This window comes from Amycolatopsis sp. NPDC051758 (assembly GCF_044453095.1).
Lineage (GTDB): Bacteria > Actinomycetota > Actinomycetes > Mycobacteriales > Pseudonocardiaceae > Amycolatopsis.
Genome location: NZ_JBITCJ010000006.1, coordinates 61,476 through 87,275, shown reverse-complemented (window position 1 = coordinate 87,275; position 25,800 = coordinate 61,476). Strand labels below are relative to the sequence as shown.

Genomic DNA, 25,800 nt, shown 5'->3' with positions numbered 1-25,800 from the left:
CCGCTATGCAGAAACTATAGTCCGGCTGGTAGAAAACCGTAGGGCCGTTATCCAAAGATCCGAACCCTCGAGGTGTTCCACATGTCTTCTGAAGTCCAGGTGCTGGGCGACCCGGTCGAGCGCGGCGACGAGATCCTCACGCCGGCGGCGCTCGACTTCCTCGCCGGCCTGCACGACGCCTTCGCCGGCCGTCGTGACGAGCTGCTCCAGGCGCGGAGCAAGCGTCGCGAGGAGGCCCGAACCACCGGCAAGCTCGACTTCCTGCCGGAGACGAAGGAGATCCGCGACGGCGACTGGAAGGTCGCCGGCGCGCCCGAGGCGTTGCGAGACCGGCGTGTCGAGATCACCGGGCCGACCGACCGCAAGATGACGATCAACGCGCTCAACTCCGGCGCCAAGGTGTGGCTGGCCGACCTCGAGGACGCCAACACCCCGCACTGGGCGAACGTCGTGTCCGGCCAGGTCAACCTCTACGACGCCACCCGCGAGTCGATCACGCTGGAGAGCGGCGGCAAGAGCTACGCGCTGAAGGACGGCGTCGAGCACGCCACGATCGTGGTCCGCCCGCGCGGCTGGCACCTGCCCGAGCGCGGCCTGTCCTTCGGGGGCCGCCAGGCGGTCGGCGCGCTCGTCGACTTCGGCCTGCACTTCTTCCACAACGCGGCTGAGCTGCTCAAACACGGCAAGGGCCCGTACTACTACCTCCCGAAGATGGAGAGCCACCTCGAAGCGCGGCTCTGGAACGACGTCTTCACCCACGCGGAGAAGACGCTCGGCATCGACCACGGCACCGTCCGCGCGACCGTGCTGATCGAGACCATCCCCGCCGCGTTCGAGATGGAAGAGATCCTCTACGAGCTGCGCGAGCACGCGTCCGGCCTCAACGCCGGCCGCTGGGACTACCTGTTCAGCGTGATCAAGTACTTCCGCGACGCGGGTGAGAAGTTCGTGCTGCCGGACCGCAACGCCGTCACCATGACCGCGCCGTTCATGCGCGCCTACACCGAGCTGCTGGTGCGCACCTGCCACAAGCGCGGCGCCTTCGCGATCGGCGGCATGGCCGCGTTCATCCCGAGCAAGGACCCCGAGGTCAACAAGGGCGCCTTCGACAAGGTGCACGCGGACAAGTCCCGGGAGGCCGGCGACGGCTTCGACGGCTCCTGGGTCGCGCACCCGGGCATGGTCGAGCTCTGCAAGGAGGAGTTCGACAAGGTCCTCGGCGACCGGCCGAACCAGCTCGAGCGCACGCGGGACGAGGTGAGCGTCACCGCCGAGCAGCTGCTGGACGTCGCCTCGACGCCGGGTGGCGCGACGGCGGGCGGCCTGCGCGCGGCGGTCGACGTCGGCGTCCGCTACATCGCGTCCTGGCTGGGCGGCACCGGCGCGGCGGCCATCCACAACCTGATGGAGGACGCGGCGACCGCGGAGATCTCGCGTTCGCAGATCTGGCAGTGGGTCAAGAACGGGACCACTTTGGACACCGGCGACGTCGTGACGTCGGAGCTGGTGCGCGGGGTGCTGGCCGAGGTTCGCGGCGAGCTGGCCGGCGAGCTCAAGCCGGAGCTGCTGGAGCCGGCCGTGGAGCTGTTCGAGCAGGTCGCGCTGGCCGACGAGTTCCCGGACTTCCTGACGCTGCCCGCTTACGAGCGGATCAAGTAGTGCGGCTTTCCCAGGACGTTTACGACGCCGCCGACGCGCGCCTGGCTTCGGCCGACGCGCGCGTCGCGGCGGCGTACCCGGGGGAGCGGCCGGGGCGGCAGCCGGTGCACACCGTCTACGTCCCGGCTTCGTTGTACCGGACGCGCCTGGTCGCCGACTGGGGCAAGCAGGCGATGCGCGTCTTCATCGAGCACGAGAACCTGCTCGGCGTCGACGCCGACGTCTACGAACGGGTGCGGGCGAAGCTGCTCACCGAGCCGATCGAGGACCTGCGGATCGACTTCGAGGACGGTTACGGCCGGGTCCCGGACGACGTCGAGGACGCCGCCGCGCTGGCGGCCGGGCAGACCCTGGCGACCACCGGCGGGACGCCGTTCTGCGGCATCCGCTTCAAGAGCTTCGAAGCGGCGACGCGCCGGCGCGGGATCCGCACCCTGGACCTGTTCCTCACCGGGCTGCTGGACAACGGGCCGCTGCCGCCCGGGTTCGTCGTCACGCTGCCGAAGGTGACGGCGGTCGAGCAGGTGTCGGTGGCGGCAGAAGTGCTGGCACGCCTGGAATCGGCGTACGGGCTCGAGCCGGGTGTCCTGCGCTTCGAGGTCCAGATCGAGACCGCTCAGTCCATTGTGGACATCGATGGGACGCTGTCGGTGGCGCGGATCGTGCACGCCGCGGACGGCCGCTGTTCGGGTCTGCACTACGGCACGTACGACTACAGCGCCGGGCTGGGCATCGCGGCGGCGTACCAGAGCATGGAGCACCCGGCGGCGGACCTGGCCAAGCAGCTGATGCAGGTTTCGGCGGCCGGCACCGGTGTCCGCCTTTCGGACGGCTCGACCAACCGCCTGCCCATCGGCGACGCGCTCCCGGAGGCGTGGGCCGAGCACCTGCGCCTGGTGCGGCGTTCGCTGGAGCGCGGCTTCTACCAGGGCTGGGACCTGCACCCGCACCAGCTGCCGACCCGCTTCGCGGCGACGTACACGTTCTACCGCGAAGGGTTCTCGGCGGCGGTGGAGCGGTTGCGGGCGTACGCGGAGAAGCAGGCCGGGGGAGTCCTCGACGAACCGGCGACGGCCCAGGCGCTCGCGGTGTACCTGCTGCGCGGCCTGGACTGCGGTGCCCTGGACGAGACGGAGCTGCCGTTCGGGCGGCCGGAGCTGGAGAAGTACGCGCTGCGGCTCGCGTGAGGGTCACTCACCGAGCCGGGCGCGGTCGGCGGCGGACCGGCCGGCGTGCCAGCCCTCGTGGCTGCGCACGGTCACCGATTTGCTGACCACCGCGGGGAAGAGCGTGGTGAAGGCCGACTCCACCGCCAGGTCGTGCGACGCCAGCACCGGCAGCAGCCGGTCCGGGTCCGGCGACTCCGCGATCGTCGCTTCGGCGGCCTGGTCGAGCCGCTCGCCGACGCGGGTCGCGTAGGAGACGAGGAACGACTTCCGGAACGCCCGGTCCCGGCCGGCCGGGTCGGCGATCATCGCCCGGGTGGCCTGGACGAGCAGGGACGTGGTCAGCAGCGCGACGGCGTCCAGGTCGTCCTCGTCGCCGACGACGGTGACGAAGTCCCAGCGCGAGTCGTAGACGGCCCGGCAGCGGTTCGCCTTCGCGACCACGTGGACCAGCAGCGACTTCGCGTCGACGTAAGGGGTGTCGAGCCAGATCCGGCGGGACGCGGGCAGCTCGGGCCCGGCTTCGACCAGCACCCGGTCGAGGGCGTGCCGCGTCATGAGCTCCTGCGCCTTCGCCGAAAGGGCTTCGGCCTCCTCCGGGAACGAGCTCGATTCGGCTTTCGCCAGCAGCGCGCGGACGCGGCTCAGCTTCTTCTCGTCCACGGTGTGGCGGGCCGGTGCCGCGGTTCCCGGCGGGGTCAGCGCCGGCAAGGTCAGCAGGAAGCCCAGGGCTTCGATGACGGAGGTCAGCGCCTCGGCCGAAGTCAGGATGTGCTTCGCCGCCCACTGAGTCAGGTGCGGCTCGGACTCCGTCCACCAGCGGACGGCACCCACCTCGTCGAGCTGGTCGCGCCAGTCCGTGAACTGCTCTGCATACGCGGCCGACGTGTCGAGCACGAAGGACCGGGCGAACTCGTCGACGCGCCGCCGGGCGGCTTGGTCGAGGTCCTCGGGCAGCCAGCCGCCCAGGCAGACCCGGGCGATCAGGTGCTGTCCGGCCCGGTGGGCGCCTTCGGCCGCCTCGGCCGGCAGTTCGAGGCCCGTCGCCAGCCGCTTCGCGCTCTTCCCGGCCGCGCCGCGGACTCCGCGCGCGACCTCGTAGGCGGCGGCCAGCAGCGCGTCGCCGAACTCCTCGGCGGTCCGCGGCCTCGCGGTCTCTTCGGCCGGAACGCGTCGCTTCTGCTTGCTCACGGGGCGAGTGTGCCGCAGCCCGGTCACCTTCCCGGCGGCCGCCCCGTCGGGAAGGCATGCACACCGCCGTCATCATCACCGTGATCGTCCTGAACGCCGGAATCGGCGTCGCCGACCTGCTCAAGGCCCGTTTTGTGCTCGCCACTTCGGCCGCCGTCGACGTTCCGCCGAGCTGGCTGCCGATGCTCGGGACGGTGAAGCTCGCCGGCGCGGCCGGTCTCACGCTGGGCCTTGCCGGAGTTCCCGCCCTGGGTGTCGCCGCCGCGATCGGCCTGGTCCTGTTCTACGTCGGGGCGATCGTCGCGCACGTCCGGGCGCGCAAGTTCACCACCGGCGCCGTCCCGCTGCTCTTCCTCGGGCTGGCTGCCGCGACCTTGCTCTAACGCAGGCGCGGGCGTCGTTCGCCGCCTGCCGGGCCGACGTGATCTCCGGATCCACGCCGTTCATCAGCCGGCCTGGTCGCCGGCGCGCAGCGCGAGGTAGACGTCGAGCTGGTCGGTGAACTCGGTGAGGTCCGCGCCGAGCAGCTCGCCCGCCCGGCCGATGCGGTAGCGCAGCGTGTTGACGTGGACGTGCAGCGCCTTCGCCGCCCGCGTCGGCGAGCCCGAGCACTCGAGGAACACCCGCACCGTGTGCACCAGGTCCGTGTGCTGCTCGGCGTCGTACTCCAGCAGCGGGCCGAGGACCCGCCGCCGCACGGCCGCGCGCAACCCGTCCGGCGCCCCGGCCAGCAGCAGCTGGTGCACACCCGCTTCACCCGCCGGCACCACCGCGACGCGCCCCGGGCGCCGGGCCGCCACCTCCAGGGTGTACCGCGCGGTCTCCCACGCCTCGGCCCGCGGCCCGGGATCGCTGACGCCGCAGAGGATCCGCTTGGCCCGGAGCAGAGGTTCCACAGTGGACAGTTCGGTGCCGGCGGCGGCAGGCCACTGCGTGGTCGCCGCGTACGACGTCTCTCCGGTGGACTCGAGCAGCCGCCCGTCGGGCAGCAGCTCTCGCAGGACGTCCCGGCTCTCGTCGCTGCCTTCGGTCCGCAACGCGACAACGCGCACCTCGCCGGGCAGCTCGGCGTCGGGGGGAGCCATCCGCGCCCGCGTGACGCCGACGAGCCCGGCGAGCTCCTCGGCCAGCTCGGCCTGCGCGGTGCTCACCGTCCCGCCGACGGCGATCAGCCACGGCACGGCGTGCTTGCCCTCCACCGGCAGCAACGTCAGCGGCCCGGGCTCCTTGCCCGCGTACCGGCGGACGACCTCCTCGACGGGCATCGGCAGCGGGGTCGTCCCGGCGACCACCCGGCCGAGGGCCGACAGCACCCAGCAGGGCAGGCCGAGCTCCGTCGAAGCGCGCTCGAGGAGCGTCTCCATGGGTGCGTCCGCGGCGGCGTGCAAACGTTTGCGCGAGCTGTCGGACGCGGCCGCCAGCGCCAGCACCACCTGCTCGGTGATCACGGAGAACGACAGGTCGGCGGGCACTTCGAGGAGCGGGATCCGGTGCCGCTCGCAGGCGTCGACCACGTCGTCCGGGATGCCGTCCGAGTCGGCGCCGGACGCGGCCAGCGCCGCCGCGCCCGACCGCGCCAGCGCGGCCACGAACGGCTCGGCGTCCCCCGGCTCGCGCCACCAGAGCAGGCCGGAAAGCACCAGCTCACCGGCCGACAGGTACCGTCCGGGGTCGGACAGCTCCGTGACGTAGATGCGCGTCACCGGCCGGTCGAGCAGGTCGGCCCCGGCCCGCGGGCGCAGCCGCAGCCCCGGCAGGCCCAGCAGAGTTTTCACGGTCGTCATCAGGCTTGTAGGAAAGCACAAACACCCGGCCGTCCGCTCGGGTGCGGTTCATGGCCCGTGCCGTTGCCGCCCGCGGCCCGTTGGGCGTCTACTGGTCTATCGCCCTCACGAAGGAGCAAGCGTGGAGTTCCTGCGTCCTGCGACGCTAGCGGAGGCTTTGGCCCTCAAGGCCGAGCGTCCCGATGCCGTGCCCATCGCGGGCGGCACCGACGTCATGGTCGAGCTGAACTTCGACCACCGGCGCCCCGAGGCCCTGCTGGACCTGACCACGGTCCCGGAGCTGGCGGAGTGGTCCACATCGGACGGAACGGTCCGGCTCGGCGCCGGCGTCCCGTACAGCCGCGTCATCGCCGAAGTGGGTGAATCCGTCCCGGCGCTGGCCATGGCCTCGCGCACGGTCGGGTCACCGCAGATCCGCAACCGCGGCACGGTCGGCGGCAACCTCGGCGCGGCGTCACCGGCCGGTGACACCCACCCCGTGCTGCTGGCCCTGGACGCCCAGGTCGAGGTCACCTCCGTCCGGGGGAGCCGGACGCTGCGCGCGGAGGAGTTCTACGTCGGCGTGAAGCGCCACGCGCTCGAGCCGGACGAGCTGATCACCGCGATCCACCTGCCCGCGCACGCCGGGCCGCAGCAGTTCGCCAAGGTCGGGACGCGCAACGCGATGGTCATCGCGGTCTGCTCGTTCGCGCTGGCCCTGCGCGACGGTGTGGCCGGTGCCGCGGTCGGGTCGGCCGCGCCCACGCCACGCCGCGCTCGTGAAGCCGAGGAGTTCCTCAACGCGGAGCTGCCGTGGGGCTCGTCGGAGCCACTGCCGGACTCACTGAAGCGGCGCTTCGGCGAGTTGGCAGCCGAAGCTGCTTCGCCGATCGACGACGTCCGCGGCAGCGCCGCCTACCGCAAGCACGCGCTGTCGGTGCTCGCACGGCGTACGTTGACCTGGGCCTGGGACGAACACCGGACGGGGGAGCGCGCATGCGCCTGAATGTCACGATCAACGGCGAAGAGCGGCAGGCGGACGACGTCTGGGAGGGCGAGAGCCTGCTCTACGTGCTGCGGGAGCGCCTCGGCCTGCCGGGCTCGAAGAACGCCTGTGAGCAGGGTGAATGCGGCTCGTGCACGGTCTACCTCGACGATCTCCCGGTGTGCGCCTGCCTGGTCGCGGCCGGGCAGGCCGAGGGCCGCGTGGTGCGCACCGTCGAAGGCCTGGCCGACGGCGACACCCTCGACCCGATCCAGCAGTCCTTTGTGGACCAGGGCGCCGTGCAGTGCGGCTTCTGCACGCCGGGCCTAATCGTCGCCGCGCACGACCTGCTGAACCGCGTCCCCGATCCGAGTGACGAGGAGATTCGCGAGGCCCTCGCGGGCAACCTGTGCCGCTGCACCGGCTACGAGAAGATCCTCGACGCGGTGCGCGTGGCGGCGAAGGGTGGTGTCGCGTGAGGACGCTCATCACCGGCGGGGCGATCGCCACCGTCAGCGGCGAGGAGTACGCCAACGGGTACGTCGTTGTCGAGAACGACCGGATCGCGGAAGTCGGCGAAGGCGTCTACACGGGTGAGTTCGACGAGCGTGTCGACGCCTCGGGCTGCCTGGTCACGCCCGGCCTGATCAACACCCACCACCACCTCTACCAATGGGCGACCCGCGGGATGGCCGCCGACCACACGCTCTTCGAGTGGCTGGTCGCGCTCTACCCGGTCTGGGGCCGGCTGGACGCGGAGATCACGCACGCCGCCGGCACCGCCGGGATGGCGCGGCTGGCGCTGACCGGCTGCACCACCGTCGCCGACCACCACTACGTCTTCCCGCGTGACGGCGGTGACCAGGTCGCGGCGCTGGCCGCGGCCCGGCAGCGGATCGGCGTCCGACTGCACGTCGTGCGCGGGTCGATGGACCGCGGCGAGTCCGACGGCGGCCTGCCGCCGGACAACCTCGTCGAGACCACCGAGGACGCGCTGACCGGCACGGAAGCCGCGATCGACCGTTTCCACGACGCCTCGGCCGAGGCACACCTGCAGATCGCCGTGGGCCCCTGCTCACCGTTCTCGGTCACCGAGCGGCTGATGTCCGGCGCGGCCGAACTGGCCCGTCGTAAGGACGTCCGGCTCCACACCCACCTCGCCGAGACGCTCGACGAGGAGCAGCAATGCCTCGCCGAAGTCGGCTGCACACCCGCCGAGTACGCCGACAAGCTGGGCTGGCTCGCCGAAGACGTCTGGCTCGCCCACACCATCCACCTCGCGCCCGAGGCGATCCGCCGGTTCGGCGCGACCGGCACCGGCTCGGCGCACTGCCCGACGTCCAACGGCCGCATCGGCGCGGGCATCGCCCCGGTTCGCGACCTCCTCGACGCCGGTGTGGCGGTCGGCCTCGGCGCCGACGGCGCCGCGTCCAACGAGTCCGGCGGGCTCGGCGAAGAGCTGCACCAGGCGTTGCTGCAGGCCCGCCAGCGCGGCGGGCCCCGCGGGCTGACCACGCGGGAAGCGCTCTGGATGGGCACGATGGGCGGCGCGCGCTGCCTCGGCCGGGCCGACGACCTCGGCTCGATCGAGCCGGGCAAACTCGCCGACCTCGCGATCTGGGACCTGACCGGGCTGAACCACGCGGGCATCACCGACCCGGTCGCGGCGCTGGTCCTGGGCACGACACCACCGGTGCGACGGCTGTTCGTCGGCGGGAAGGCCGTGGTCGAGGACGGCACCTTGCGGGAAGCCGACGAGTCCGGGATCGCCGCGGAGCTGGCGTCCGCGAGCGCAAGACTGCGGGAGGACCGATGACTGTTTCCGTCACGACGCAGACGGTCAACGGGGTCGGGACCTCGCCTCGTCGCCCCGACGGCACGGTGAAGGTGCGCGGCGAGTTCGCGTACTCCTCGGACCTGTGGCACGAGGACATGGTGTGGGGCGTGACCCTGCGCAGCCCGCACCCGTACGCGCGGATCACCGGCATCGACATCACCGAAGCCCTGAAGGTGCCCGGGGTCTACGCGGTGCTGACCCATGAGGACGTCCCGGGCGTCAACCGGTACGGCCTGGAGCACTCCGACCAGCCGGTGCTCGCTTCGGATGTGGTCCGGTACCAGGGTGAGCCGGTTGCGCTGGTCGCCGCCGACCACCCGGAGACCGCGCGCCGCGCGATGAAGCGGATCGTCGTTTCCTACGAAGAACTCTCTCCCGTGACGGACTCCGAAGCGGCTGTCGCGGGCGAAGGTCCTTCGCTGCACTCTGGTGGGAACGTCGTCCGGCACGTGAAGATCCGCCGCGGGCCGCAGGATGCTGCCGCGGAAGTCGTCGTCTCGGGCGTCTACGAGGTCGGCATGCAGGACCAGGCGTTCCTCGGCCCGGAGTCCGGGCTCGCCGTGCCGGACACCGAAGGCGGCGTCGACCTGTACGTCGCGACGCAGTGGTTGCACGTCGACCAGCAGCAGATCGTCGCCGCTCTGGGGTTGCCGGTCGAGAAGGTGCGGCTGACGCTCGGCGGTGTCGGGGGAGCGTTCGGCGGGCGCGAGGACCTGTCGATGCAGGTGCACGCGTGCCTGCTGGCACTGCACACCGGCAAGCCGGTGAAGATGGTCTACAACCGCGAAGAGTCCTTCTACGGTCACGTCCACCGCCACCCGGCGAAGATGTACTACGAGCACGGCGCCACTCGCGACGGGCGTCTGGTGTACGTCCGGACGCGGTTGTACCTGGACGGCGGCGCGTACGCGTCCTCGACCGGCGCGGTGGTCGCGAACGCCGCCACGCTCGGCGTCGGACCGTACACAGTGGACAGCGTCTCGGTGGACTGCTGGGGCGTCTACACGAACAACCCGCCGTGCGGCGCGATGCGCGGCTTCGGCGCGGTGCAGGCGGCGTTCGGTTACGAGTCGCAGATGGACAAGCTCGCTGCTGCCTGCGGCCTGGATCCGGTCGAGATCCGCGTCCGCAACGCGATGACCGAAGGCGACCTGATGCCGACCGGCCAGGTGGTCGACTCCGCCGCGCCGGTCGCGGAGTTGCTCGACCTGGTGCGCGCCAAGCCGATGCCGCCGGACCGGCCGTTCGACCTGCGGCACATGCCGGGCGGGGTGTCGAACACGACGCACGGCGAAGGCGTCGTCCGCGGCGTCGGGTACGCCGTCGGCATCAAGAACGTCTGCTTCTCCGAAGGCTTCGACGACTACTCGACGGCGCGGGTGCGCCTGCAGCTGGTCGGCGGCGAGCCGGCGGCGACCGTGCACACCGCGGCCTGCGAGGTCGGCCAGGGCCTGGTGACGATCATGCAGCAGATCGTCCGGACCGAGCTGGGTGTCGAGCAGGTGACCGTGCTGCCGATGGACACCTCGATCGGCAACGGCGGCTCGACGTCGGCGTCAAGGCAGTCATACGTGACCGGCGGCGCGGTGCAGGCCGCGTGCGTGGCGGTGCGAGCGCGGCTGCTTTCCCGGTTCGACACGAAGGTGCGCGTGGTCGGCGGCAAGCTCGTCGCGGCCGACGGCCAGGTGGTCGCCGACCTGGTGGACGTCCTCGCCGACGACGTCTACGACGAGACGGCGGAATGGCGGCACCGGCCGACTTCCGCGCTGGATCCGGAAACCGGGCAGGGCACCGCGCACGTGCAGTACGCGTTCGCCGCGCACCGCGCCGTTGTCGACGTCGACACCGAGCTGGGCCTGGTCAAGGTGGTCGCGCTGGACTGCGCCCAGGACGTCGGCAAGGCGCTGAACCCGCAAGCCGTGCTGGGCCAGATCCAGGGCGGCTCGGCGCAGGGCCTCGGGCTGGCCGTGATGGAGGAGATCCAGACCTCCGGCGGGAAGATCCGGAACCCCTCCTTCACCGACTACCTGATCCCGACGGTCCTGGACATGCCGCCGATGAGCATCGACGTCCTGGAACGCCCGGACCCGCACGCGCCGTACGGCCTGCGCGGCGTCGGCGAGCCCCCGACGATCTCGTCGACCCCGGCGATCGTGGCGGCGATCCGCGCCGCGACCGGGCTCGCGCTCACCCGCGTCCCGGTGCGGCCGGAGCACTTGACCGCTACTTGAGCTGCCAGTTCTGGTTGGCGTCGTCGTTGCACCCCCAGAGCTCGAGCTGAGTGCCGTTGACGTTGCCGGCGGGCTTGTCGCCGCCGGTGACGTCGACGCAGAGCCCGGCCTGGGTGATCGAGCCGTCCGGCGCGAGCTTGAACTTCTGGTTCGCGCCGCCGTGGCAGGTCCAGACGATGAGCTTGGTCCCGGCGGCGCTGCTGCCGCCGTCGGCGTCCAGGCACAGGCCGTTGGCTTTGAGCTCACCGGCGCCGGTGAAGGTCCAGGACTGGTTCGCGCCGCCGTCGCAGTCCCAGATGTCGACCTTGGTGCCGGGCGTGGTGACGTTGCCGTTGATGTCGATGCAGCGGGACGACGACGCGCCCTGCAGCGGATGGGCGGTGTTGATGCTGGAGCCGGACGCGTTGGCCTTCACGCGGTAGATCACGGTGCTGTGCGAAGGGACGTTCGCGCTGATCGTGCCGGTGGTTGTGGTCAGCTCCTTCGACCACAGGTTGGTCAGCCGGTAGTTCGACGCGGCGGGCAGCCCGGCCGCGGCGGCCGTCGTCGAGACGGTTTTCGTGGTGCTGTTCTCGTTGAACAGCACGACGGCGACGTCCCCGCCTTGGAGCGGCTTCGCGAGGACGTCCAGGCCGTTGCCGGTCGCGATGCGCGTGGCCTGCTTGCCGAGCGGGTCCTGGTCGACCGCGATGACGTCGCCGTTCAGGTAGGTCGAGAAGGTGGCAACGCTGGCGCTGCGCAGGTCGGCGCCGGCGATCAGCGGCGCGGCCATCGCGGCCCAGAGCGTGAAGTGGGCGCGGTCCTCCTGGAAGTCCATGCCGTCGCCGACTTCGAGCATGTCCGGGTCGTTCCACGCGCCGGGTTTCGCTGCTTGTGCGAGCCCGACGTTCTGGCGGTAGATCGAGTCGATGCTGCCCCAGTTGTTGGTGATGTCCCCGGTGGTGCGCCACAGGTTGCCGACGTCCGGCGCCCAGGTGGACGGGCTGAAGTTGCCCCATTCGCAAATGCTGTAGGCGATCGGGCGGCCGGTGGCCTTGAGCGCGTCGCGCATGGCGGAGTAGCGGCGGACGTAGTCCTGCTGGGTCTCGCCGCCCGGGCTGCCGCAGTTGTCGTACTTGAGGTAGTCGACACCCCAGCTCGCGAAGCTGTTGGCGTCGGTCTGCTCGTGGCCGAGGCTGCCGGGGTAGTGCTGGCAGGTTTCGCTGCCGGCGCTCTCGTAGATGCCGAACTTCATCCCGCGCGCGTGGATGTAGTCACCGAGCGCTTTGAGGCCGCTGGGGAACTTCGCGGGGTCGGCAACGAGCTTGCCCGCGGAGTCGCGGGTCTTGGTCATCCAGCAGTCGTCGAGGTTGACGTAGGTGTACCCGCGGTCGCGCATCCCGGAGCTGACCATCAGGTCGGTGGTCTGTTTGACCAGCGTCTCGTTGATGTTGCACTCGAAGGTGTTCCAGGTGTTCCAGCCCATCGGCGGGGTTCTCGCGAGCCCGTTCTCCAGGGCATCGGCAGGTGGGGTGGTGAGGGCGGCAGCGGCAACGGCGGTGGCGAGGACGGCGAGGACTCGGCGCATGGCGGCTCCAACCGGACGACGGTGTAGGCAGGAGGACTAGACCACTGCGTAGCTTCGATGTCCGATGCTGCGTGGTCAAGCGCCATGTTGAGTATTCTTGTTGGATTCCCGACTAAAGTTGCTCGCTTTGGAGTCGCTTGGCGACGTCCACGCTGGTCGCGCCCGCGACGGCCATGGCCTCGGTGTCCCGCAGTGCCCGGCAGAGCACAAAGGCGCCTTCGAGGCTGTTGACGACGGAGATCGTGAGCGTCCGGGCAGCCTCCCGGCTGAGCCCGAACTTGGCGAACTTCTCGGTACCGGCGTCGATCCACGCGGTGAAGACCTCAGCGGTGGCTTCCCGCAGCGGCTCGTTGGTGCTGGCGACCTCGAGGGCCACGGTCGCGATCGGGCAGCCTTCGACGTAGTCGGTCGCTTCGAGCGTCGCGATCCCGGCGGCGAAGAAGGCTTCGATCCCGCTGATCAGGTCGGGCGCGGGCGCGATGAAGAGGTCGAAGAGCTGGATGTAGGCGAGCCCGGACTCCCGGACGACCTCGGTGCCGAGCTGCTCCTTCCCACCAGGAAAGAAGTGGTAGAGCGACCCGAAGGGCGCGTTGGCCTCGGTGACGATCTGTTTGAGCCCGGTCCCGGTGTACCCGTTGCGCCGAAACAACTCGGCACCGGCGGCCATGATGCGTTCCTTGGTCCCTGCCACGGTCCCGAGGATACGCGCTTGCTAGAGCGTTCTACCGAGTCCGGCTTGTCCACACCCCGGCCGTGATGTGGACAAACCGGCGCTGACCACCGGTTTTTCCGGGTTTCGTCGGCCACCCCCGATACACTGGATGCGGGGCCGGTCCCCCGGAGAGGGCGGGGGCTGCGCTGGGGTGAGGTTGCCCGAGGCGGGCGCCGCGCAGGGGTCGGGTGGCTAGGGCGCCGTCAGTGGATGTCCCAGGCCGGGCCCGGGTCCTCGGCGTCGTCGCGCAGGATCGTGCCCTCGATCAGCCCATACGGGCGGTCCGCCGCGTAGAACACCTCGTTGTCGTTCTTCAGCCCGAACGGGTTCAGGTCCACCAGGAAGTGGTGCTTGTTCGGCAGCGACAGCCGCACCTCGGCGACCTCCGGCCGCTGTTCGAGCACCGCCTGGCCCATCGCGTACAGCGTCTGCTGCAGCGAAAGGCTGTGCTTCGTCGCGAACGTCTCCAGCATCAGCCGCCGGACCTCGCGGTGGCTCTCCGCCCAGTTGATGCCTTCACCCTGGTAGCGCCACCGCGCGGTGACGGCGGTGGCGAGGATCCGGTCGTCGGTCTCGGCGAGCGTCGTGTACTCGTCGCGCGGGAAGCCGTGGAACTCCGAACCGGTCGACTTGAGCAAGGTCAGGCCGTCGATGCCGGACACCACCCACGCGCGGTCGCCCTGGATCGTGACGACCGTCGTGCGGCGTTCGTCGCCGGAGCGGCTGAACGCGTGGTCGTGCGGCTCGCCGCCGACGGTGATCCGGTCCCAGCCGTGCTCGTCGACCTTGATCCGGGCGCCGGAGATGTTTTCCTGCGTGCCGGTGAAGTGGCGCGCCAGGCGCAGGCCGAAGTCCTCGATCTCGCCGACCGGCGCCTCCTTCGCGAAGGCGTACACAGTGTTCTTCTGCGTGTCGGTGGCGAGCACCCCGGCGTTGTCGCCGGTCAGGTGCGTCTCGGCCAGCTCGCCGCGCAGCGACGTCGACACGGTGAGGTCCTTCAGGTGGTGCACGGGGCCGTCGCGGCGCACCGTCACCAGGCGGACCTCCGCCTTGCCGTACTGGTTGGGGCCCAGGGTGATGGCCACGGTTCAGCTCCCTCGGTAGGTCGAATAGGCGAACGGGCTGAGCAGGAGCGGCACGTGGTGGTGCGCGGTGCCGTCGGAGATCCGGAAGGTGAGGGCCACCTCCGGAAAGAAGGCGTCCGGGCCCAGGTAGGCGCCGGTGTCGAAGACGAGCCGGTAGACGCCGGCGTCCAGGGTCTCGGGGCCGAGATCGCGGATGCGGCCGTCGTCGTCGGTCCGGCCGTCGGCGATCGGCTTCCCTTCGCCGGTCTCGAAACGCACAGAGATTCCCGTTGCGGGGCGGCCGGTCGCCGTGTCGAGGACGTGGGTGGTCACGAGGCTCACGCGGTCACCGCTTTCGCGAGTCGGAGTTCGGCGATCTTCAGCAGTTCGCGCCCGGCGACGGCGAGTTCGGTGGCCGGGTCGTTGTCCAGCCTCTCGCGGAGGACCTTCAGGAGCTCTTCACCGCTGCGGCCACTGGCACAGACGAGGTAGACGTGCCCGAACTTGGCTTCGTACTCCGCATTCGCGGCGGCGAACGCGCCGGCGTTGTCCACACCGGACTGTTCCGATCGTGACCACTCGCCTTCGGCGCCCGGTTGGGTCGGTTTCTCCCCGATCCGGGGATGGGCGGCCATCGCCTGCCGGATCTCGTCGCTGCTCAACGGCAGCTCGGCGGCGGCCTTCAGCGCGTCCAGGTCAACGTACGGCCGACGCTCGAGAATCGTGTCCACCCAACGGGGGACGGCAAGGCAGGCCGTCAGCGCCGGACGTACGTCGCCGGCGTCGGCGGTGTTGAAGTCGGTGAGGGTGAGCGGCACGGGGAACTCCTCGTGAGTGGCGTCCCGCTGACCGTACGTCGGTGCCGGAGTTCCGTCAACATTTTGTTGAAAGCGCTGGTCAGTCGGCTTCCCGGTTGAGGTAGTTGTAAACGGTGAACCGCGTGACCCCCAGCGCGTCGGCCACTGACGAGACGGATTTCCGCAGGCCGAAGGCGCCGCGTTCGCGCAAAAGCCGCACCGCACGCTGCTTGCCAGGGCGGTCGAGCTCCGCCAGCCGGGCACCCAGTTCGCGCTCGACGTCGGCGATCAGCCGAGCGAGCGCGTCGTTCAGTTCGACGACCGGAGTGCTGCCGGCGGCCTGCTGCTCGACCGTCGCATCGGGAACCGCCTCGTTCCCTTCGTCGGCGGCTCGGCGCACCTGCAGCGTGACCTGGGTGGCGCCACCGTCGAGGGCGGCCTGCGTGATCGCCGGCAGGGCCTCGAGAAGGCTCTTCGCGTCACCGCGGGCGAGCGTGCCGAGCGGCCCGAAGTCGGTGTCCAGCCCCGCTTCCGCGGCCGCGTCGCGCGCGGCGAGCGCGTGCTCGGGTGGCGACCCCTCGCCGTGGAACGGTTCGCTCGTGAACTCCGCTTCAAGCCGCACGAGGATGACCGTAACGCGCCGCGTCCGTCGTTGACGAGCGGCGCGGGCCGTGGTTACTGTCGTTGTGCGAAACCGTCTTTCCGTACTGTGAAATCGGCGGTGGTTCAATCCTCCCGGAGAAGGGTTTTCGGATGGATCTTGTGGTGCGCGCAGCCCGGGCCGTGACGGCCGAGGGCGAGGTCCCGGCGACCCTCGGTGTCGACGGCGGGCGGATCGTCGCGGTCGAACCCGGCGGTGCCTCGCTGAGCGGCGATCGTGTGCTCGAGCTCGGTGACGACGTTGTGCTGTTGCCCGGACTGGTCGACACCCACGTCCACGTCAACGATCCCGGCCGCGCCGAGTGGGAGGGCTTCGAGACGGCGACCCGCGCGGCCGCCGCGGGCGGGGTGACCACGATCGTGGACATGCCGCTCAACAGCCTGCCGCCGACCGTCGACGTCGCGGCGCTGGAGGTCAAGCGCAAGGCGGCAACCGGGCGTGTGCACGTCGACGTCGGGTTCTGGGGTGGCGCGATCCCCGGCAACGTCTCGGACCTGCGCGGTCTGCACGAAGCCGGCGTGTTCGGCTTCAAGTGTTTCCTGCTGCATTCCGGCGTCGACGAGTTCCCGCCGCTCGACCCGGCCGGCCTCGACGAAGCGTTGCGGGAGCTGAGTTCGCTCGACGCGCTGATGATCGTCCACGCCGAGGACGCGCACGAGATCGACGAGGCACCCGAGCCGCACGGCGGTCGTTATGTCGACTTCCTGCGGTCCCGGCCGCGCCTGGCGGAGAACCTCGCGATCTCGCACGTGATCGAGGCGGCCCGCCGGAACTCGGCGCGGGCGCACATCCTGCACCTGTCCTCTTCGGAGGCGCTGCCACTGGTCGCTTCGGCGCGCAGCGAGGGTGTGGCGTTGACGGCGGAGACGTGCCCGCACTACCTCAGCTTCATCGCCGAGGAGATCCGCGACGGCGCAACGCAGTTCAAGTGCTGCCCGCCGATCCGCGAGGCGGCCAACCGCGAGGAGCTCTGGCGGGGGCTGGCCGACGGCGTGATCGACTGCATCGTCAGCGACCATTCGCCGTGCACGCCGGAGCTGAAACGCTTCGACAGCGGCGACTTCGGGGAGGCCTGGGGCGGGATCTCGAGCCTGCAGCTGGGGCTCCCGGCGATCTGGACGCAGGCGCGGCAGCGCGGGTTCGCGCTCACCGACGTCGTCCGCTGGATGGCCGAACGCCCGGCCGCGCAGGCCGGGATGCGCCGCAAGGGCCACCTGGCGGTGGGCCACGACGCCGACTTCTGCGTGTTCGCGCCCGACGAGGCGTTTGTGGTCGACGTCGCAAAACTGAAGCACCGTAACCCGGTCAGCGCCTACGACCGGCGCCCGCTCGCCGGCGTCGTGCGCTCCACCTGGTTGCGGGGCAACGAGATCATCGGCGACGAGCCTCGTGGCACGTTGCTGACCCGGGGGAACTGCTGAAATGGAGGCCGCTTTGTCTGACCGTCCTGAATGGACAGAACTGCCCGACCTCGCCTCGCGCCGCTTCGGCGGGACGGTGATGTGGGCGAGCGACGAACTGTTCGCCGAGAAGGAGAACCTGGTCAACCCGTGGATCCCGGCGCACCGCGCCGAGACGTTCGGGCCGAAGGGCCAGGTCTACGACGGCTGGGAGACCCGCCGCCACCGCGAACCGGGCGACGACCAGGCGATCCTGCGCCTCGGGCTGGCGGGCACGGTCACCGGCGTCATCGTCGACACGGCGTTCTTCAAGGGCAACTACCCGCCTTTCGTCTCCGTCGAGGCGGCGTCGGTGCCGGGTTACCCGAGCGCGGCGGAGCTGGCGTCGGCGGACTGGGACGTCCTGGTCGACCGCGCCCCGGCGGCAGGCCACACGGAGAACTTCTACGCGGTCAACGGCTCCCGTCGGTACACCCACGTCCGCCTCACCCAGCACCCGGACGGCGGTGTTGCCCGCCTGCGGGTGCACGGCGCCCCGGTCCCGGACCCGGACCTGCTCGACCTGGACGCGCTCGACCTGGCGGCCCTGGAGAACGGCGCCCTGGTCACCGGGTGCAGCAACAAGTTCTATTCATCGCCGAACAACATGCTCTCGCCCGGGCTGGCCGCGCACCAGGCCGAAGGCTGGGAGACGGCCCGCCGCCGCGACGACGGCAACGACTGGGTGACCCTCCGCCTGGCCGGCGCCGGGATCGCCCGGTTCGCCGAGCTGGACACGAGCAACCTCAAGGGCAACGCGCCCGGCTGGGCGTCCGTCAGCGGCCGCGACACCTACGGCGAGTGGGTCGACCTGCTGCCGAAGACCCGCCTGCAGCCGGACACCCGCCACCGGTTCGCCCTGAAGGACGCCCCGGAGATCACCGAGGCCCGCCTCGACATCTACCCGGACGGCGGGCTGGCGAGGCTGCGCCTGTTCGGCCGCCTCACCGAAGCGGGCCGCACCAACCTGAAGGCCCGGTTCGCCAAGACGCGCTGAAGTTCGTGGGCCGTCGGTCTCACCGGCGGCCCACGAGCAGCCTTCGGGTCAGCCCGCGTCGGGACGGTTGAGGTAGGCCGAGGCCAGCGACAGGACACACGCGCAGCCGACGATCGCGCTCACCCACCACGGCAGGCCGGCCACGATGCTCCAGACGAAGCCCGCCGCCGCCAGGACGGCGACGAGGATGTTCCGGAACTGCAGCGGGGTCGGTTTGGCCATGCCGCCAGCCTCTCACGCGCCCGCGTCAGACCTCCGCGCGCTCCCCGGGTTCGAGCAGCACGAGCCGGTCGGCCAACCCGGCCGCCTCGAACTCCTTCCGCAGCACGTCCGGACCCTCGTGGAAGTGCTGCCAGCCCCGGAAGTGCAGCGGCACGACCTTGGCCGAACCGAGCTCCTTCGCCGCCTCGACGGCGTTCTCGCTGGTCAGCGTCAGGGGAGCCCCGTCGAAGAGCTTCGTCCGGGCACCGCCGGCGAAGAGCACCGCGACGTCGACGCGGAACCGCGACGCGATCTCCCGCACCAGCCCGACCGACGCGTTGTCCCCGCTCACGTACACCGTGGGCAACCCGTCGCCGCTCAACACGAACCCGGTGACCTCCCCGGTCAGCTGTTCGGCGCCCTCCGGCCCGTGCAGCGCCGGTACCGCGGTCACCGTGAGCGGCCCGACCTGCGTCTCCTCCCACGGCGCCAGGCCGCGGGCGGTCCCACCCAGCCGCCCGGCCCCGCTGGGCGTGATCAGCGTCAGCGGCACGGTCGCCAGGTACGCGCGACCCCGGTCGTCGAGGTTGTCGGGGTGCTGGTCGTGGGAGAGCAGCACGGCGTCCACCACGCCGACGGCGTCCTCGGTCAGCACCGAGTCCTCGGTCTTGACCAGCACACGCTCGCCGATCGAGTGGTCACCAGGAGGATCGAACGTCGGGTCGGTGAGCAGCCGGACGCCACCCAGTTCCAGGAGCGCGGTCGGACCACCGGACAGCGTGATTCCCAGTTTCTCGGTCATGCCGGGGCCAACAGCGGGAACGGACGTTGTCTTCCCTAGGGTGCCGACTGCCTCCTCGAACTGATCACGCCGGTGTTGAACCCGGCCAGGTGCAGCCCGCCCGCGAATCGCGCGTGTTCGATCTTCACGCACCGGTTCATCACGACGTCCAGCCCGGCCTCCCGCGCCCGGTCGGCCGCCGGCTCGTGCCACAGCCCGAGTTGCAGCCACAGCGTCCGCGCGCCGGCGTCGACCACCTCTTCGGCCACCTGGGGCAGATCGTCGTGCTTCCGGAACACGCTGACCAGGTCCGGCTCACCCGGCACGTCCTTGAGGGAGGCGTACACCGGCTTCCCGAACAGCGTGTCCAGCCGCGGGTTGACGAAGTTGACCTCGTAGCGCGTCGACGAGAGCAGGTAGGTGGCGACGAAGTAACTCGGCCGCGCCGGGTTGGCGGACGCGCCCACCAGCGTCACCGACTTCGTCCGGTTCAGGATCGCGCGCCGCTCGACCGCTCCGACCGCATACGTCATCCGGCCACCGCCTTCCCCAATGCCTGGTCGAGATCCCAGAGGATGTCGTCGACGTCCTCCAGGCCGATCGACAGCCGGATCAGGTCGGGCCCGACCCCCGCGGCGGCGAGCTGCTCCTCCGACAGCTGCGCGTGTGTCGTCGAGGCCGGGTGGATGACGAGCGTCCGCGCGTCCCCGACGTTGGCCAGGTGTGACAGCAGCTCCACCGATTCGACGAACTTCTCGCCCGCGCCCCGCCCACCGGTGATGCCGAACGAGAACACCGCGCCCGGCCCGGCCGGCAGGTACTTCTTCGCCAGGTCGTGGTGCGGGTGTGAAGAAAGTCCGGCATACGAAACCCACGCCACGCGCGGGTCCGCTTCGAGGTACTCGGCGACCGCCCGGGCGTTGGCGACGTGAGCGTCCATCCGTTGCGGAAGTGTCTCGACCCCTTGCAGCAGCAGGAAAGCCGAGTGGGGTGAGAGGACGGCGCCGATGTCCCGCAGCTGCTCGGCGCGCAGCCGGGTGCAGAACGCGTACTCGCCGAAGTTCTCCCAGTACCTGAGGCCGCCGTAGCTGTCGACGGTCTCGGTCATCCGGGGGAACTTCCCGTTGCCCCAGTCGAACTTCCCGGACTCGACGACGATCCCGCCGAGCGTCGTCCCGTGGCCGCCCAGGAACTTCGTCGCCGAGTGCAGCACGATGTCGGCGCCGTGCTCCATCGGGCGGCACAGGTACGGCGTCGCCAGCGTCGCGTCGACCACCAGCGGGATGTCGTGGGAGTGCGCCAGGTCCGCCAGCGCCGCGAGGTCGGCGATGCCGCCACCCGGGTTGCCGATCACCTCGGTGTAGAGCAGCCGGGTCCGGTCGGTGATCGCCGCCGCGTAGTCGTCGATGCCGCCGCTGACGAACGTCGTCTCCACGCCGAAGCGCCTGAGGGTGCCGGTGAGCTGGGTGACCGTGCCGCCGTAGAGACCGCTCGCGGACACGATGTGGTCGCCCGCCTCCGTGAGCGCGCTGAAGGTGAGGAACTCCGCGGCCTGCCCGCTCGCGGTGGCGACCCCGCCGATGGCGCCTTCGAGGCTGGCGATCCGCTCCTCGAACGCCGCCACGGTCGGATTTCCGATACGGCTGTAGATGTTCCCGTACTTCTGCAGGGCGAACAGGTTCGCCGCGTCGGCCGCGTCTTCGAAGACGAAGCTCGTCGTCTGATAGATCGGCACGGCGCGCGCGCCCGTCGCCGGATCGGGTGTGCCGCCCGCGTGCAGTGCGCGGGTGCGGAAGCCCCAGGTGCGTTCACTCATCGGTTCTCACCGTAACCGTCCTCCCCTCCGGGTGGCCATGCCTCCCGGTTCGTGGGCGTGGCCATTTCGTGCTGTCGACCGTAGCACGGAATACCATTCCGTGCGCTACACTCGAACGTATGAACTGTGCTGCCTGTGGCAAGCCGCTGCCATCTCGGCGCGGATCCGGCCGAATTCGCCGCTATTGTGATGCGACTTGCCGGAGCGCCGCCCGCCGGGATCGCGATCGCGTAAATGCGGACTTGACAACTCCGGGTCGTCAATACATTCTTGACAGCATGCCCAAGCACGGGCCGCTGGCCGAGGTCGGCGAGGCACTGCAGAAGGTCCGCGCCGCCGAGGCGAAACTGCGGGAGACCGTGGACGCGGCGAGGACGGCCGGGCACACGTGGCAGGAGATCGGCGACCTGCTGGGCACCAGCCGGCAGGCCGCCTTCCAGCGGTTCGGCCGGCCGGTCGATCCGGCGACGGGGGTGTCCATGGTGGAGCTGAAGCTGCCCGACGCCATCCACCGTGCCGAGGGGCTCGTGGCAGAGCTCGTCGGCTGCCGGTGGCACGAAGTGCGCCGGGACTTCGACGACCGCATGCGCGAAGCGGTCGGGGAGGACGAGCTGCGGCTCGCCTGGGCCCAGGTGGCCGGGTCGGTAGGTCGTTACGAGCGGATGGGGGAGCCGTATGCGCGGTCCACGGGCGACTACACCATCGTCCACATGCCGCTGGCCTTCGAGGCTGGTGAGCGGACCGTGCTGGTGACCTACCGCGGCGACGGGCAGGTGGCCGGGTTGTGGATCCGGTCGGGCGAAGAGTAGCCGGGAACTGACGAAGGGGAACGATGAAACTGCAGGGGGAGCAATGAGAACAGCGATAGCGAGTGTGGTTGCGGTCCTGGCGCCGCTGGTGGCTCCGGCCGCCGAGGCCGCCGAAGTGCCCACAGCGAGCCAACAGCTCGAGTGGGTGGTGGACGCGACCGGGCGTGTCCCGGTGTCCGACACCGAAGTGCGGGCACACATCGCCGAGGTCCTGCTGACCGCGGCCGGGGGCCCGGCGGGCGTCAACGCCGCGCTCACCGGGCTCGGCCGGCTCGAGGTGAAACGCCTCGTCACCGAGGCGCCGGATCACGTCGAGGCCGCGGTCCACGGCCCGACCGACGACTACCTGCTGGACCTCCACGTGGACCAGGCCGGGCTGATCGACGGGCTCCGCTCCACCCCGGACGACCCGGTGCCGTCGTCGTGGCCGGAGGTCGACACCCAGCTCGCGGCGCTCGGCGCTCGTGTGTCGTTCGGCGCGTCCGAGATCCTTCCGGACGGGCGCTGCCGTGACGTGCACGGCGTGCGTGACGACGTGCAGCGGCCACTGGGTTCGGCGTTCAAGCTCTACGTGCTGGGTGCGCTCGGCAAGGCGGTCGCCGAGCACAAGGCGTCCTGGACCGAGCAGCTGGCGATCCGCGACGATTGGAAGAGCCTGCCGTCCGGGGTGCTGCAGAACCAGCCCGCCGGGACGAAGCTGCCGCTGTCGGAATACGCCGACAAGATGATCTCGATCAGTGACAACACCGCCACGGACCACCTGATCCACCGGCTCGGCCGGGATGCCGTGCAACGGCAGCTCCTGGCGTTCGGCAACCAGCGGCCGTCGGCGAACATCCCGTTCCTGACCACCAAGGCGATGTTCGAGCTCAAGGCCGCGCAGTACCCGGCCCGCGCCGACGCCTACCTGGCGTTGCCCCGCTGGGCGCGTCCTGCGGCGGTCGCCGGGCTGGAACGGCTCCCGCTCACCGGGCTCGCCGCCTGGCCGGCGCCCGAGAAGATCGACGACATCGAGTGGTTCGGTTCACCGGACGACATCTGCCGTGCGTTTTCCGGGCTGCAGAAGGAGAACCAGCCGGAGATCGGGCACGCGCTGTCGCTGAGCGACGGCGGGCTGGGACTCGACCGGGCGAAGTTCCCGCAGGTCTGGTTCAAGGGTGGCAGCGAACCCGGCGTGCTGACCCTGAACTACCTGGCGCGCACCGCGGACGGCCGCTCGTTCGTCACCAGTGTCATGGTGTCGGACCCGGCCGCACCGTTGAACGAAAACCACGTCGCGGCGCGGGGAATCGCCGTCGCGAAGGGCGCGGTGGCGCTCCTCGCGGCTACGCTTCGTCCGTGACGGTGCGGTGGAGCCTGACGATCGACTGCGCGGGTCCCCGCGCGCTGGCAAGGTTCTGGGCGGTGGCCCTCGGCTACATCGAGCGGCCGCCGCCCGCCGGGTTCGCCAGTTGGGAAGCCTGGTTCGAGCACCACGGTGTGCCCGAGCAGGAATGGGACGACGGCGCGTACCTCAGCGACCCGGAGGGTGTTCTGCCGAACCTCAGCTTCCTCAAGGTGCCCGAGGGGAAGGTCGCGAAGAACCGTCTCCACCTCGACGTCCAGGCCGGTGGTGGCCGGGAGGTTCCGTGGGACACGCGCTGGGAGCGTGTTGTCGAAGCGGTCGCCCGGCTTACCGCAGCGGGTGCGACGGTCGTGCAGGAGTACGAGCTCGACGGCCGCCCGGACCACGTCATGATGGCCGATCCGGAGGGAAACGAGTTCTGCGTGCTCTGAGCTGTCGATCCGGCCGCTGCGCGTTCGTGTGGTGGGTGGATCCGATCCGGCTCAGGAAGGAGCGGTCATGTCGTTCACGGCCGAAGAGATCGAATACCTGCGTTCGCAGCCGCTTGCTCGTGTCGCCACGCTCGGCGCGGGTGAGCAACCGGACCTCGTCCCGCTCGCGTTCGAGTACGACGGCTCGCAATTCTGGGTCGGCGGTGTCGGCGCGGCGGTGAAGGCGACGCGCAAGTTCCGCAACGTCGTCGCCGGCCGCCGGAAGGTCGCTGTACTCGTCGACGACTTGGTGTCGCTACAGCCGTTCATCGCGCGGGCGATCCGGGTGTACGGCGTCGCGGACGACCCCGTGGAACGGATCGGCCTGGTCGGACCAGGGCTGTACTCGCGGATCACTCCGGAGATCTCGTGGAGCTGGAACATGGCGGGCGAGCCCGCGGGTGAGACCTGGTACGAGCCGAGGAGGGCGGTGCATGGTTAGTTGATCAGTTCCTTGTGGAGGCTCGGGTTGCCGGCGTGCCACGGCCGCACGCTGCCGAAGCGGACGAGCTCACCGTAGGTCTGCGGGTCGAAGTCGCCGAGCACCAGGTCGAGCACCGCCCGTGCGGCCTGGTCCGGGGGCTGGGCGTGGCTGTATTCGGTGAACCACGGACGTGATGCGCGGGTGTCGACCATGCCCGGGCAGACGGCGGCCACCAGGGTGCCCTCGGCGAGGTCCCGGTCCCGGCGCTCGGCCGCCACCGCGCGCATGGCCGCGACCTGCGCGACCTTGGACGGCACGTTGATCCACTCCGGCCAGCCCTGCTCCTGTGCGGTGCCGGCGTGGATCGCCGAACGCCAGTCCTCGACGGCCTTCTCGACGTCGGCGAGCGAGACGCCGTCGAACCGGGGCCGCAGGGCCTCGGGCAGGTGGCCGAGGGTGCCGAGCGAGCTGGCGACGATGATCAGCCGGCCGCCCGGCCGGAGGATCGGGCCGAACGAGCGGAGCACGGCGTGGGTGCCGCCGTTCGCGACGTCGAGGAAGACGTCGGCCTGTTCGGCCTGTGGCCGGTCGGGTTGGAGCGGCCCGACGGCGTTGGAGAGCACGATGTCCACCGCGCCGAGACGGTCGCCGAAGCGGGCGACGGCGTCGGCGTCGGAGACGTCGAGGACGTGGCCTTCGACCCGGCTGCGGGTCGCCGGGTCGTCGGCGACCCGGGTGGCGGCGGCCGCCACGCGTCCGGCGTCGCGGCCGGTGAGGAGGACGACGTCCTCGGGAGCGAGGCGGGCGGCGAGGCCCTGGGCGAGGGCGAAGCCGAGGCCCTGGTTGGCCCCGGTCACCAAAGCAGTGCGTGTCATACCTTCACGCTAGGTCCGTCCGGGCCATGCGCCCAGCGAGAAATCGGCAGGGCTGGTATGCGTATTCGTCATGGACTTCGGTGACGTCTCCCTCGTGGCCTTGCGGGTGTTCCGCGAGGTCGCCGAACGCGGCACGCTCACCGCGGCCGCCGTGGCGCTGGGCTACACGCAGTCCGCGGTGTCGCGTCAGATCGCCTCGCTCGAGCGCGTGGCCCGGACACCCGTGCTGGAGCGGCGTCCGGACGGCGTGCGCCTGACCGCGGCCGGGACCGTCGTGCTGCGGCGGGCGATCGCGGTGCTCGACGAGATCGACGCCGCCGGGCGCGAGCTGGCCGGGCTGCCCGCCGACGCCGGGACCGTGCGGCTGGGCTGGTTTCCCAGCGCGGGCACGGTGCTGGTGCCGCGGGCCGTCGCCGAGCTGCGGCGGACGCACCCGGCGGTCACCGTCGTCAGCCGGGAAGGCACAACGCCGGTGCTCGTCCGGGCGCTGCGCGCGGGCACGGTCGACCTGGCCGTGCTCGGCTCGATCCCGCCGTTCCGGCCGCCGGACGCCGAGACACCGGCGTTGCGCCTGCGGACGCTCGCCGAGCGCAGCCTCTGCCTCGCCGTGCCCGCCGGGCACCCGCTGGCCGGGGCGGACGCGGTCGACGTCGCCGATCTGCGGGGGCAGCGCTGGATCGCGGGACCGTCGGCGGGGGAGGACAACCTGATGGGCGTGTGGCCCGGGCTCGACGAACGGCCCGAGATCGCCCACACCGCACGCGACTGGCTGGCCAAGCTCAGCCTGGTGGCCGCCGGGTGCGGGCTGACCACGTTGCCCGCGTCGCTGGCCGAGGCCGTTCCGCCGGGGGTGCGGGTGGTGACCGTGCGCGGCGGGCCCGCAGAACGGCGGCGCGTGGTGCTGGCGCGGCTGCCGGGACCGCTGCCCGAGCCCGCGGCGCTGCTGGCCGAGGCTCTGCGCCGGGCGGCCGCCACCCTGCCGAACCGCCGGGATGACTGAGATCACCCGC

At 71.0% G+C, this 25,800-nt stretch carries 27 protein-coding genes; 14 read left to right on the top strand and 13 right to left on the bottom strand.

Features of this window, described 5'->3' with window-relative positions:
* The first annotated feature begins 81 nt into the window (after positions 1-81).
* Positions 82-1,659, top strand: coding sequence for a malate synthase A (gene aceB / locus ACIA5G_RS27690; protein WP_395928213.1), 1,578 nt, complete (start codon positions 82-84; stop codon positions 1,657-1,659).
* Positions 1,659-2,846 carry a DUF6986 family protein gene (locus ACIA5G_RS27685; RefSeq protein WP_395928211.1) on the top strand — a complete coding sequence of 396 codons (1,188 nt, stop codon included), beginning with the start codon at positions 1,659-1,661 and terminating at the stop codon, positions 2,844-2,846. Before aceB ends, ACIA5G_RS27685 begins: the two co-directional genes overlap by 1 nt.
* A gap of 3 nt (positions 2,847-2,849) precedes the next feature.
* On the opposite strand, the gene ACIA5G_RS27680 is transcribed toward ACIA5G_RS27685, so the two are convergent.
* Positions 2,850-4,016: a DUF2786 domain-containing protein gene (locus ACIA5G_RS27680; protein ID WP_395928209.1), complete on the bottom strand. Its 1,167-nt coding sequence runs from the start codon at positions 4,014-4,016 to the stop codon at positions 2,850-2,852.
* Between the two features lie 56 nt (positions 4,017-4,072).
* Here ACIA5G_RS27680 and ACIA5G_RS27675 point away from each other — a divergent pair, with 56 nt between their 5' ends.
* Positions 4,073-4,399 (top strand): DoxX family protein, encoded by a 327-nt coding sequence (locus tag ACIA5G_RS27675; RefSeq protein ID WP_395928207.1) that lies wholly within the window; start codon positions 4,073-4,075, stop codon positions 4,397-4,399.
* A gap of 63 nt (positions 4,400-4,462) precedes the next feature.
* On the opposite strand, the gene ACIA5G_RS27670 is transcribed toward ACIA5G_RS27675, so the two are convergent.
* Positions 4,463-5,800 carry a PucR family transcriptional regulator gene (locus ACIA5G_RS27670; RefSeq protein WP_395928205.1) on the bottom strand — a complete coding sequence of 446 codons (1,338 nt, stop codon included), beginning with the start codon at positions 5,798-5,800 and terminating at the stop codon, positions 4,463-4,465.
* A 121-nt stretch (positions 5,801-5,921) separates the two neighbouring features.
* Here ACIA5G_RS27670 and ACIA5G_RS27665 point away from each other — a divergent pair, with 121 nt between their 5' ends.
* From ACIA5G_RS27665 to pucD, 4 genes are read left to right on the top strand one after another with little or no spacing between them, the layout of a single operon-like run.
* Positions 5,922-6,785, top strand: coding sequence for an FAD binding domain-containing protein (locus tag ACIA5G_RS27665; RefSeq protein ID WP_395928203.1), 864 nt, complete (start codon positions 5,922-5,924; stop codon positions 6,783-6,785).
* Positions 6,776-7,243 carry a (2Fe-2S)-binding protein gene (locus ACIA5G_RS27660; protein ID WP_395928201.1) on the top strand — a complete coding sequence of 156 codons (468 nt, stop codon included), beginning with the start codon at positions 6,776-6,778 and terminating at the stop codon, positions 7,241-7,243. The genes ACIA5G_RS27665 and ACIA5G_RS27660 overlap by 10 nt, the downstream gene beginning before the upstream one ends.
* Positions 7,240-8,580, top strand: a complete 1,341-nt coding sequence (locus tag ACIA5G_RS27655; RefSeq protein ID WP_395928199.1) for an 8-oxoguanine deaminase — start codon at positions 7,240-7,242, stop codon at positions 8,578-8,580. Before ACIA5G_RS27660 ends, ACIA5G_RS27655 begins: the two co-directional genes overlap by 4 nt.
* A complete protein-coding gene (gene pucD / locus ACIA5G_RS27650) occupies positions 8,577-10,832 on the top strand; it encodes a xanthine dehydrogenase subunit D (RefSeq protein ID WP_395928197.1) in 2,256 nt (751 codons plus the stop codon). Before ACIA5G_RS27655 ends, pucD begins: the two co-directional genes overlap by 4 nt.
* On the opposite strand, the gene ACIA5G_RS27645 is transcribed toward pucD, so the two are convergent.
* The 6 genes from ACIA5G_RS27645 to ACIA5G_RS27620 all read right to left on the bottom strand — a co-directional run bounded on the left by ACIA5G_RS27645 (position 10,825) and on the right by ACIA5G_RS27620 (position 15,594).
* Entirely contained in the window at positions 10,825-12,399 is a 1,575-nt protein-coding gene (locus ACIA5G_RS27645) for a glycoside hydrolase family 27 protein (protein ID WP_395928195.1), read from the bottom strand. The two genes, pucD and ACIA5G_RS27645, sit on opposite strands and share 8 nt — an antisense overlap.
* A 112-nt stretch (positions 12,400-12,511) precedes the next feature.
* Entirely contained in the window at positions 12,512-13,066 is a 555-nt protein-coding gene (locus ACIA5G_RS27640; RefSeq protein ID WP_395929243.1) for a TetR/AcrR family transcriptional regulator, read from the bottom strand.
* A gap of 248 nt (positions 13,067-13,314) precedes the next feature.
* On the bottom strand, positions 13,315-14,196 hold the full coding sequence (gene pucL / locus ACIA5G_RS27635; RefSeq protein WP_395928193.1) for a factor-independent urate hydroxylase: 882 nt from the start codon (positions 14,194-14,196) through the stop codon (positions 13,315-13,317).
* A 3-nt stretch (positions 14,197-14,199) separates the two neighbouring features.
* Positions 14,200-14,517, bottom strand: coding sequence for a hydroxyisourate hydrolase (gene uraH / locus ACIA5G_RS27630; protein ID WP_395928191.1), 318 nt, complete (start codon positions 14,515-14,517; stop codon positions 14,200-14,202).
* Positions 14,514-14,993 (bottom strand): 2-oxo-4-hydroxy-4-carboxy-5-ureidoimidazoline decarboxylase, encoded by a 480-nt coding sequence (uraD, locus tag ACIA5G_RS27625; protein WP_395928189.1) that lies wholly within the window; start codon positions 14,991-14,993, stop codon positions 14,514-14,516. The genes uraH and uraD overlap by 4 nt, the downstream gene beginning before the upstream one ends.
* A 79-nt stretch (positions 14,994-15,072) precedes the next feature.
* Complete coding sequence (locus tag ACIA5G_RS27620; protein WP_395928187.1) at positions 15,073-15,594, bottom strand: helix-turn-helix domain-containing protein; 522 nt, start codon at positions 15,592-15,594, stop codon at positions 15,073-15,075.
* Between the two features lie 131 nt (positions 15,595-15,725).
* On the opposite strand from ACIA5G_RS27620, the gene allB reads away from it, so the two are divergent.
* The gene (allB, locus tag ACIA5G_RS27615; RefSeq protein ID WP_395928185.1) at positions 15,726-17,054 is read left to right on the top strand and encodes an allantoinase AllB; all 1,329 of its coding nucleotides are present in this window, start codon (positions 15,726-15,728) and stop codon (positions 17,052-17,054) included.
* Between the two features lies 1 nt (position 17,055).
* A complete protein-coding gene (gene alc, locus ACIA5G_RS27610) occupies positions 17,056-18,069 on the top strand; it encodes an allantoicase (RefSeq protein WP_395928183.1) in 1,014 nt (337 codons plus the stop codon).
* Between the two features lie 48 nt (positions 18,070-18,117).
* On the opposite strand, the gene ACIA5G_RS27605 is transcribed toward alc, so the two are convergent.
* The 4 genes from ACIA5G_RS27605 to ACIA5G_RS27590 are packed head-to-tail and all read right to left on the bottom strand — an operon-like array spanning position 18,118 to position 20,867.
* Complete coding sequence (locus tag ACIA5G_RS27605; RefSeq protein ID WP_020644432.1) at positions 18,118-18,291, bottom strand: hypothetical protein; 174 nt, start codon at positions 18,289-18,291, stop codon at positions 18,118-18,120.
* Between the two features lie 25 nt (positions 18,292-18,316).
* Complete coding sequence (locus ACIA5G_RS27600) at positions 18,317-19,072, bottom strand: MBL fold metallo-hydrolase (RefSeq protein WP_395928181.1); 756 nt, start codon at positions 19,070-19,072, stop codon at positions 18,317-18,319.
* Between the two features lie 35 nt (positions 19,073-19,107).
* Positions 19,108-19,584 carry a CoA-binding protein gene (locus tag ACIA5G_RS27595; RefSeq protein ID WP_395928179.1) on the bottom strand — a complete coding sequence of 159 codons (477 nt, stop codon included), beginning with the start codon at positions 19,582-19,584 and terminating at the stop codon, positions 19,108-19,110.
* Entirely contained in the window at positions 19,581-20,867 is a 1,287-nt protein-coding gene (locus ACIA5G_RS27590; RefSeq protein WP_395928177.1) for an O-acetylhomoserine aminocarboxypropyltransferase/cysteine synthase family protein, read from the bottom strand. The genes ACIA5G_RS27595 and ACIA5G_RS27590 overlap by 4 nt, the downstream gene beginning before the upstream one ends.
* A gap of 278 nt (positions 20,868-21,145) precedes the next feature.
* Here ACIA5G_RS27590 and ACIA5G_RS27585 point away from each other — a divergent pair, with 278 nt between their 5' ends.
* From ACIA5G_RS27585 to ACIA5G_RS27570, 4 genes are all read left to right on the top strand, one after another.
* Positions 21,146-21,676, top strand: coding sequence for a DUF3887 domain-containing protein (locus tag ACIA5G_RS27585; RefSeq protein WP_395928175.1), 531 nt, complete (start codon positions 21,146-21,148; stop codon positions 21,674-21,676).
* A gap of 43 nt (positions 21,677-21,719) precedes the next feature.
* Positions 21,720-23,018, top strand: a complete 1,299-nt coding sequence (locus ACIA5G_RS27580; RefSeq protein ID WP_395928173.1) for a serine hydrolase — start codon at positions 21,720-21,722, stop codon at positions 23,016-23,018.
* Positions 23,015-23,452 carry a VOC family protein gene (locus ACIA5G_RS27575; protein ID WP_395928171.1) on the top strand — a complete coding sequence of 146 codons (438 nt, stop codon included), beginning with the start codon at positions 23,015-23,017 and terminating at the stop codon, positions 23,450-23,452. Before ACIA5G_RS27580 ends, ACIA5G_RS27575 begins: the two co-directional genes overlap by 4 nt.
* Positions 23,453-23,519: 67 nt before the next feature.
* Positions 23,520-23,933, top strand: coding sequence for a PPOX class F420-dependent oxidoreductase (locus tag ACIA5G_RS27570; protein ID WP_395928169.1), 414 nt, complete (start codon positions 23,520-23,522; stop codon positions 23,931-23,933).
* Here the strand turns inward: ACIA5G_RS27570 and ACIA5G_RS27565 are convergent.
* Positions 23,930-24,790 carry an SDR family NAD(P)-dependent oxidoreductase gene (locus tag ACIA5G_RS27565; protein WP_395928167.1) on the bottom strand — a complete coding sequence of 287 codons (861 nt, stop codon included), beginning with the start codon at positions 24,788-24,790 and terminating at the stop codon, positions 23,930-23,932. The two genes, ACIA5G_RS27570 and ACIA5G_RS27565, sit on opposite strands and share 4 nt — an antisense overlap.
* 70 nt (positions 24,791-24,860) lie before the next feature.
* On the opposite strand from ACIA5G_RS27565, the gene ACIA5G_RS27560 reads away from it, so the two are divergent.
* Positions 24,861-25,790, top strand: coding sequence for a LysR family transcriptional regulator (locus ACIA5G_RS27560; RefSeq protein WP_395928165.1), 930 nt, complete (start codon positions 24,861-24,863; stop codon positions 25,788-25,790).
* The last annotated feature ends 10 nt before the right edge of the window (positions 25,791-25,800 follow it).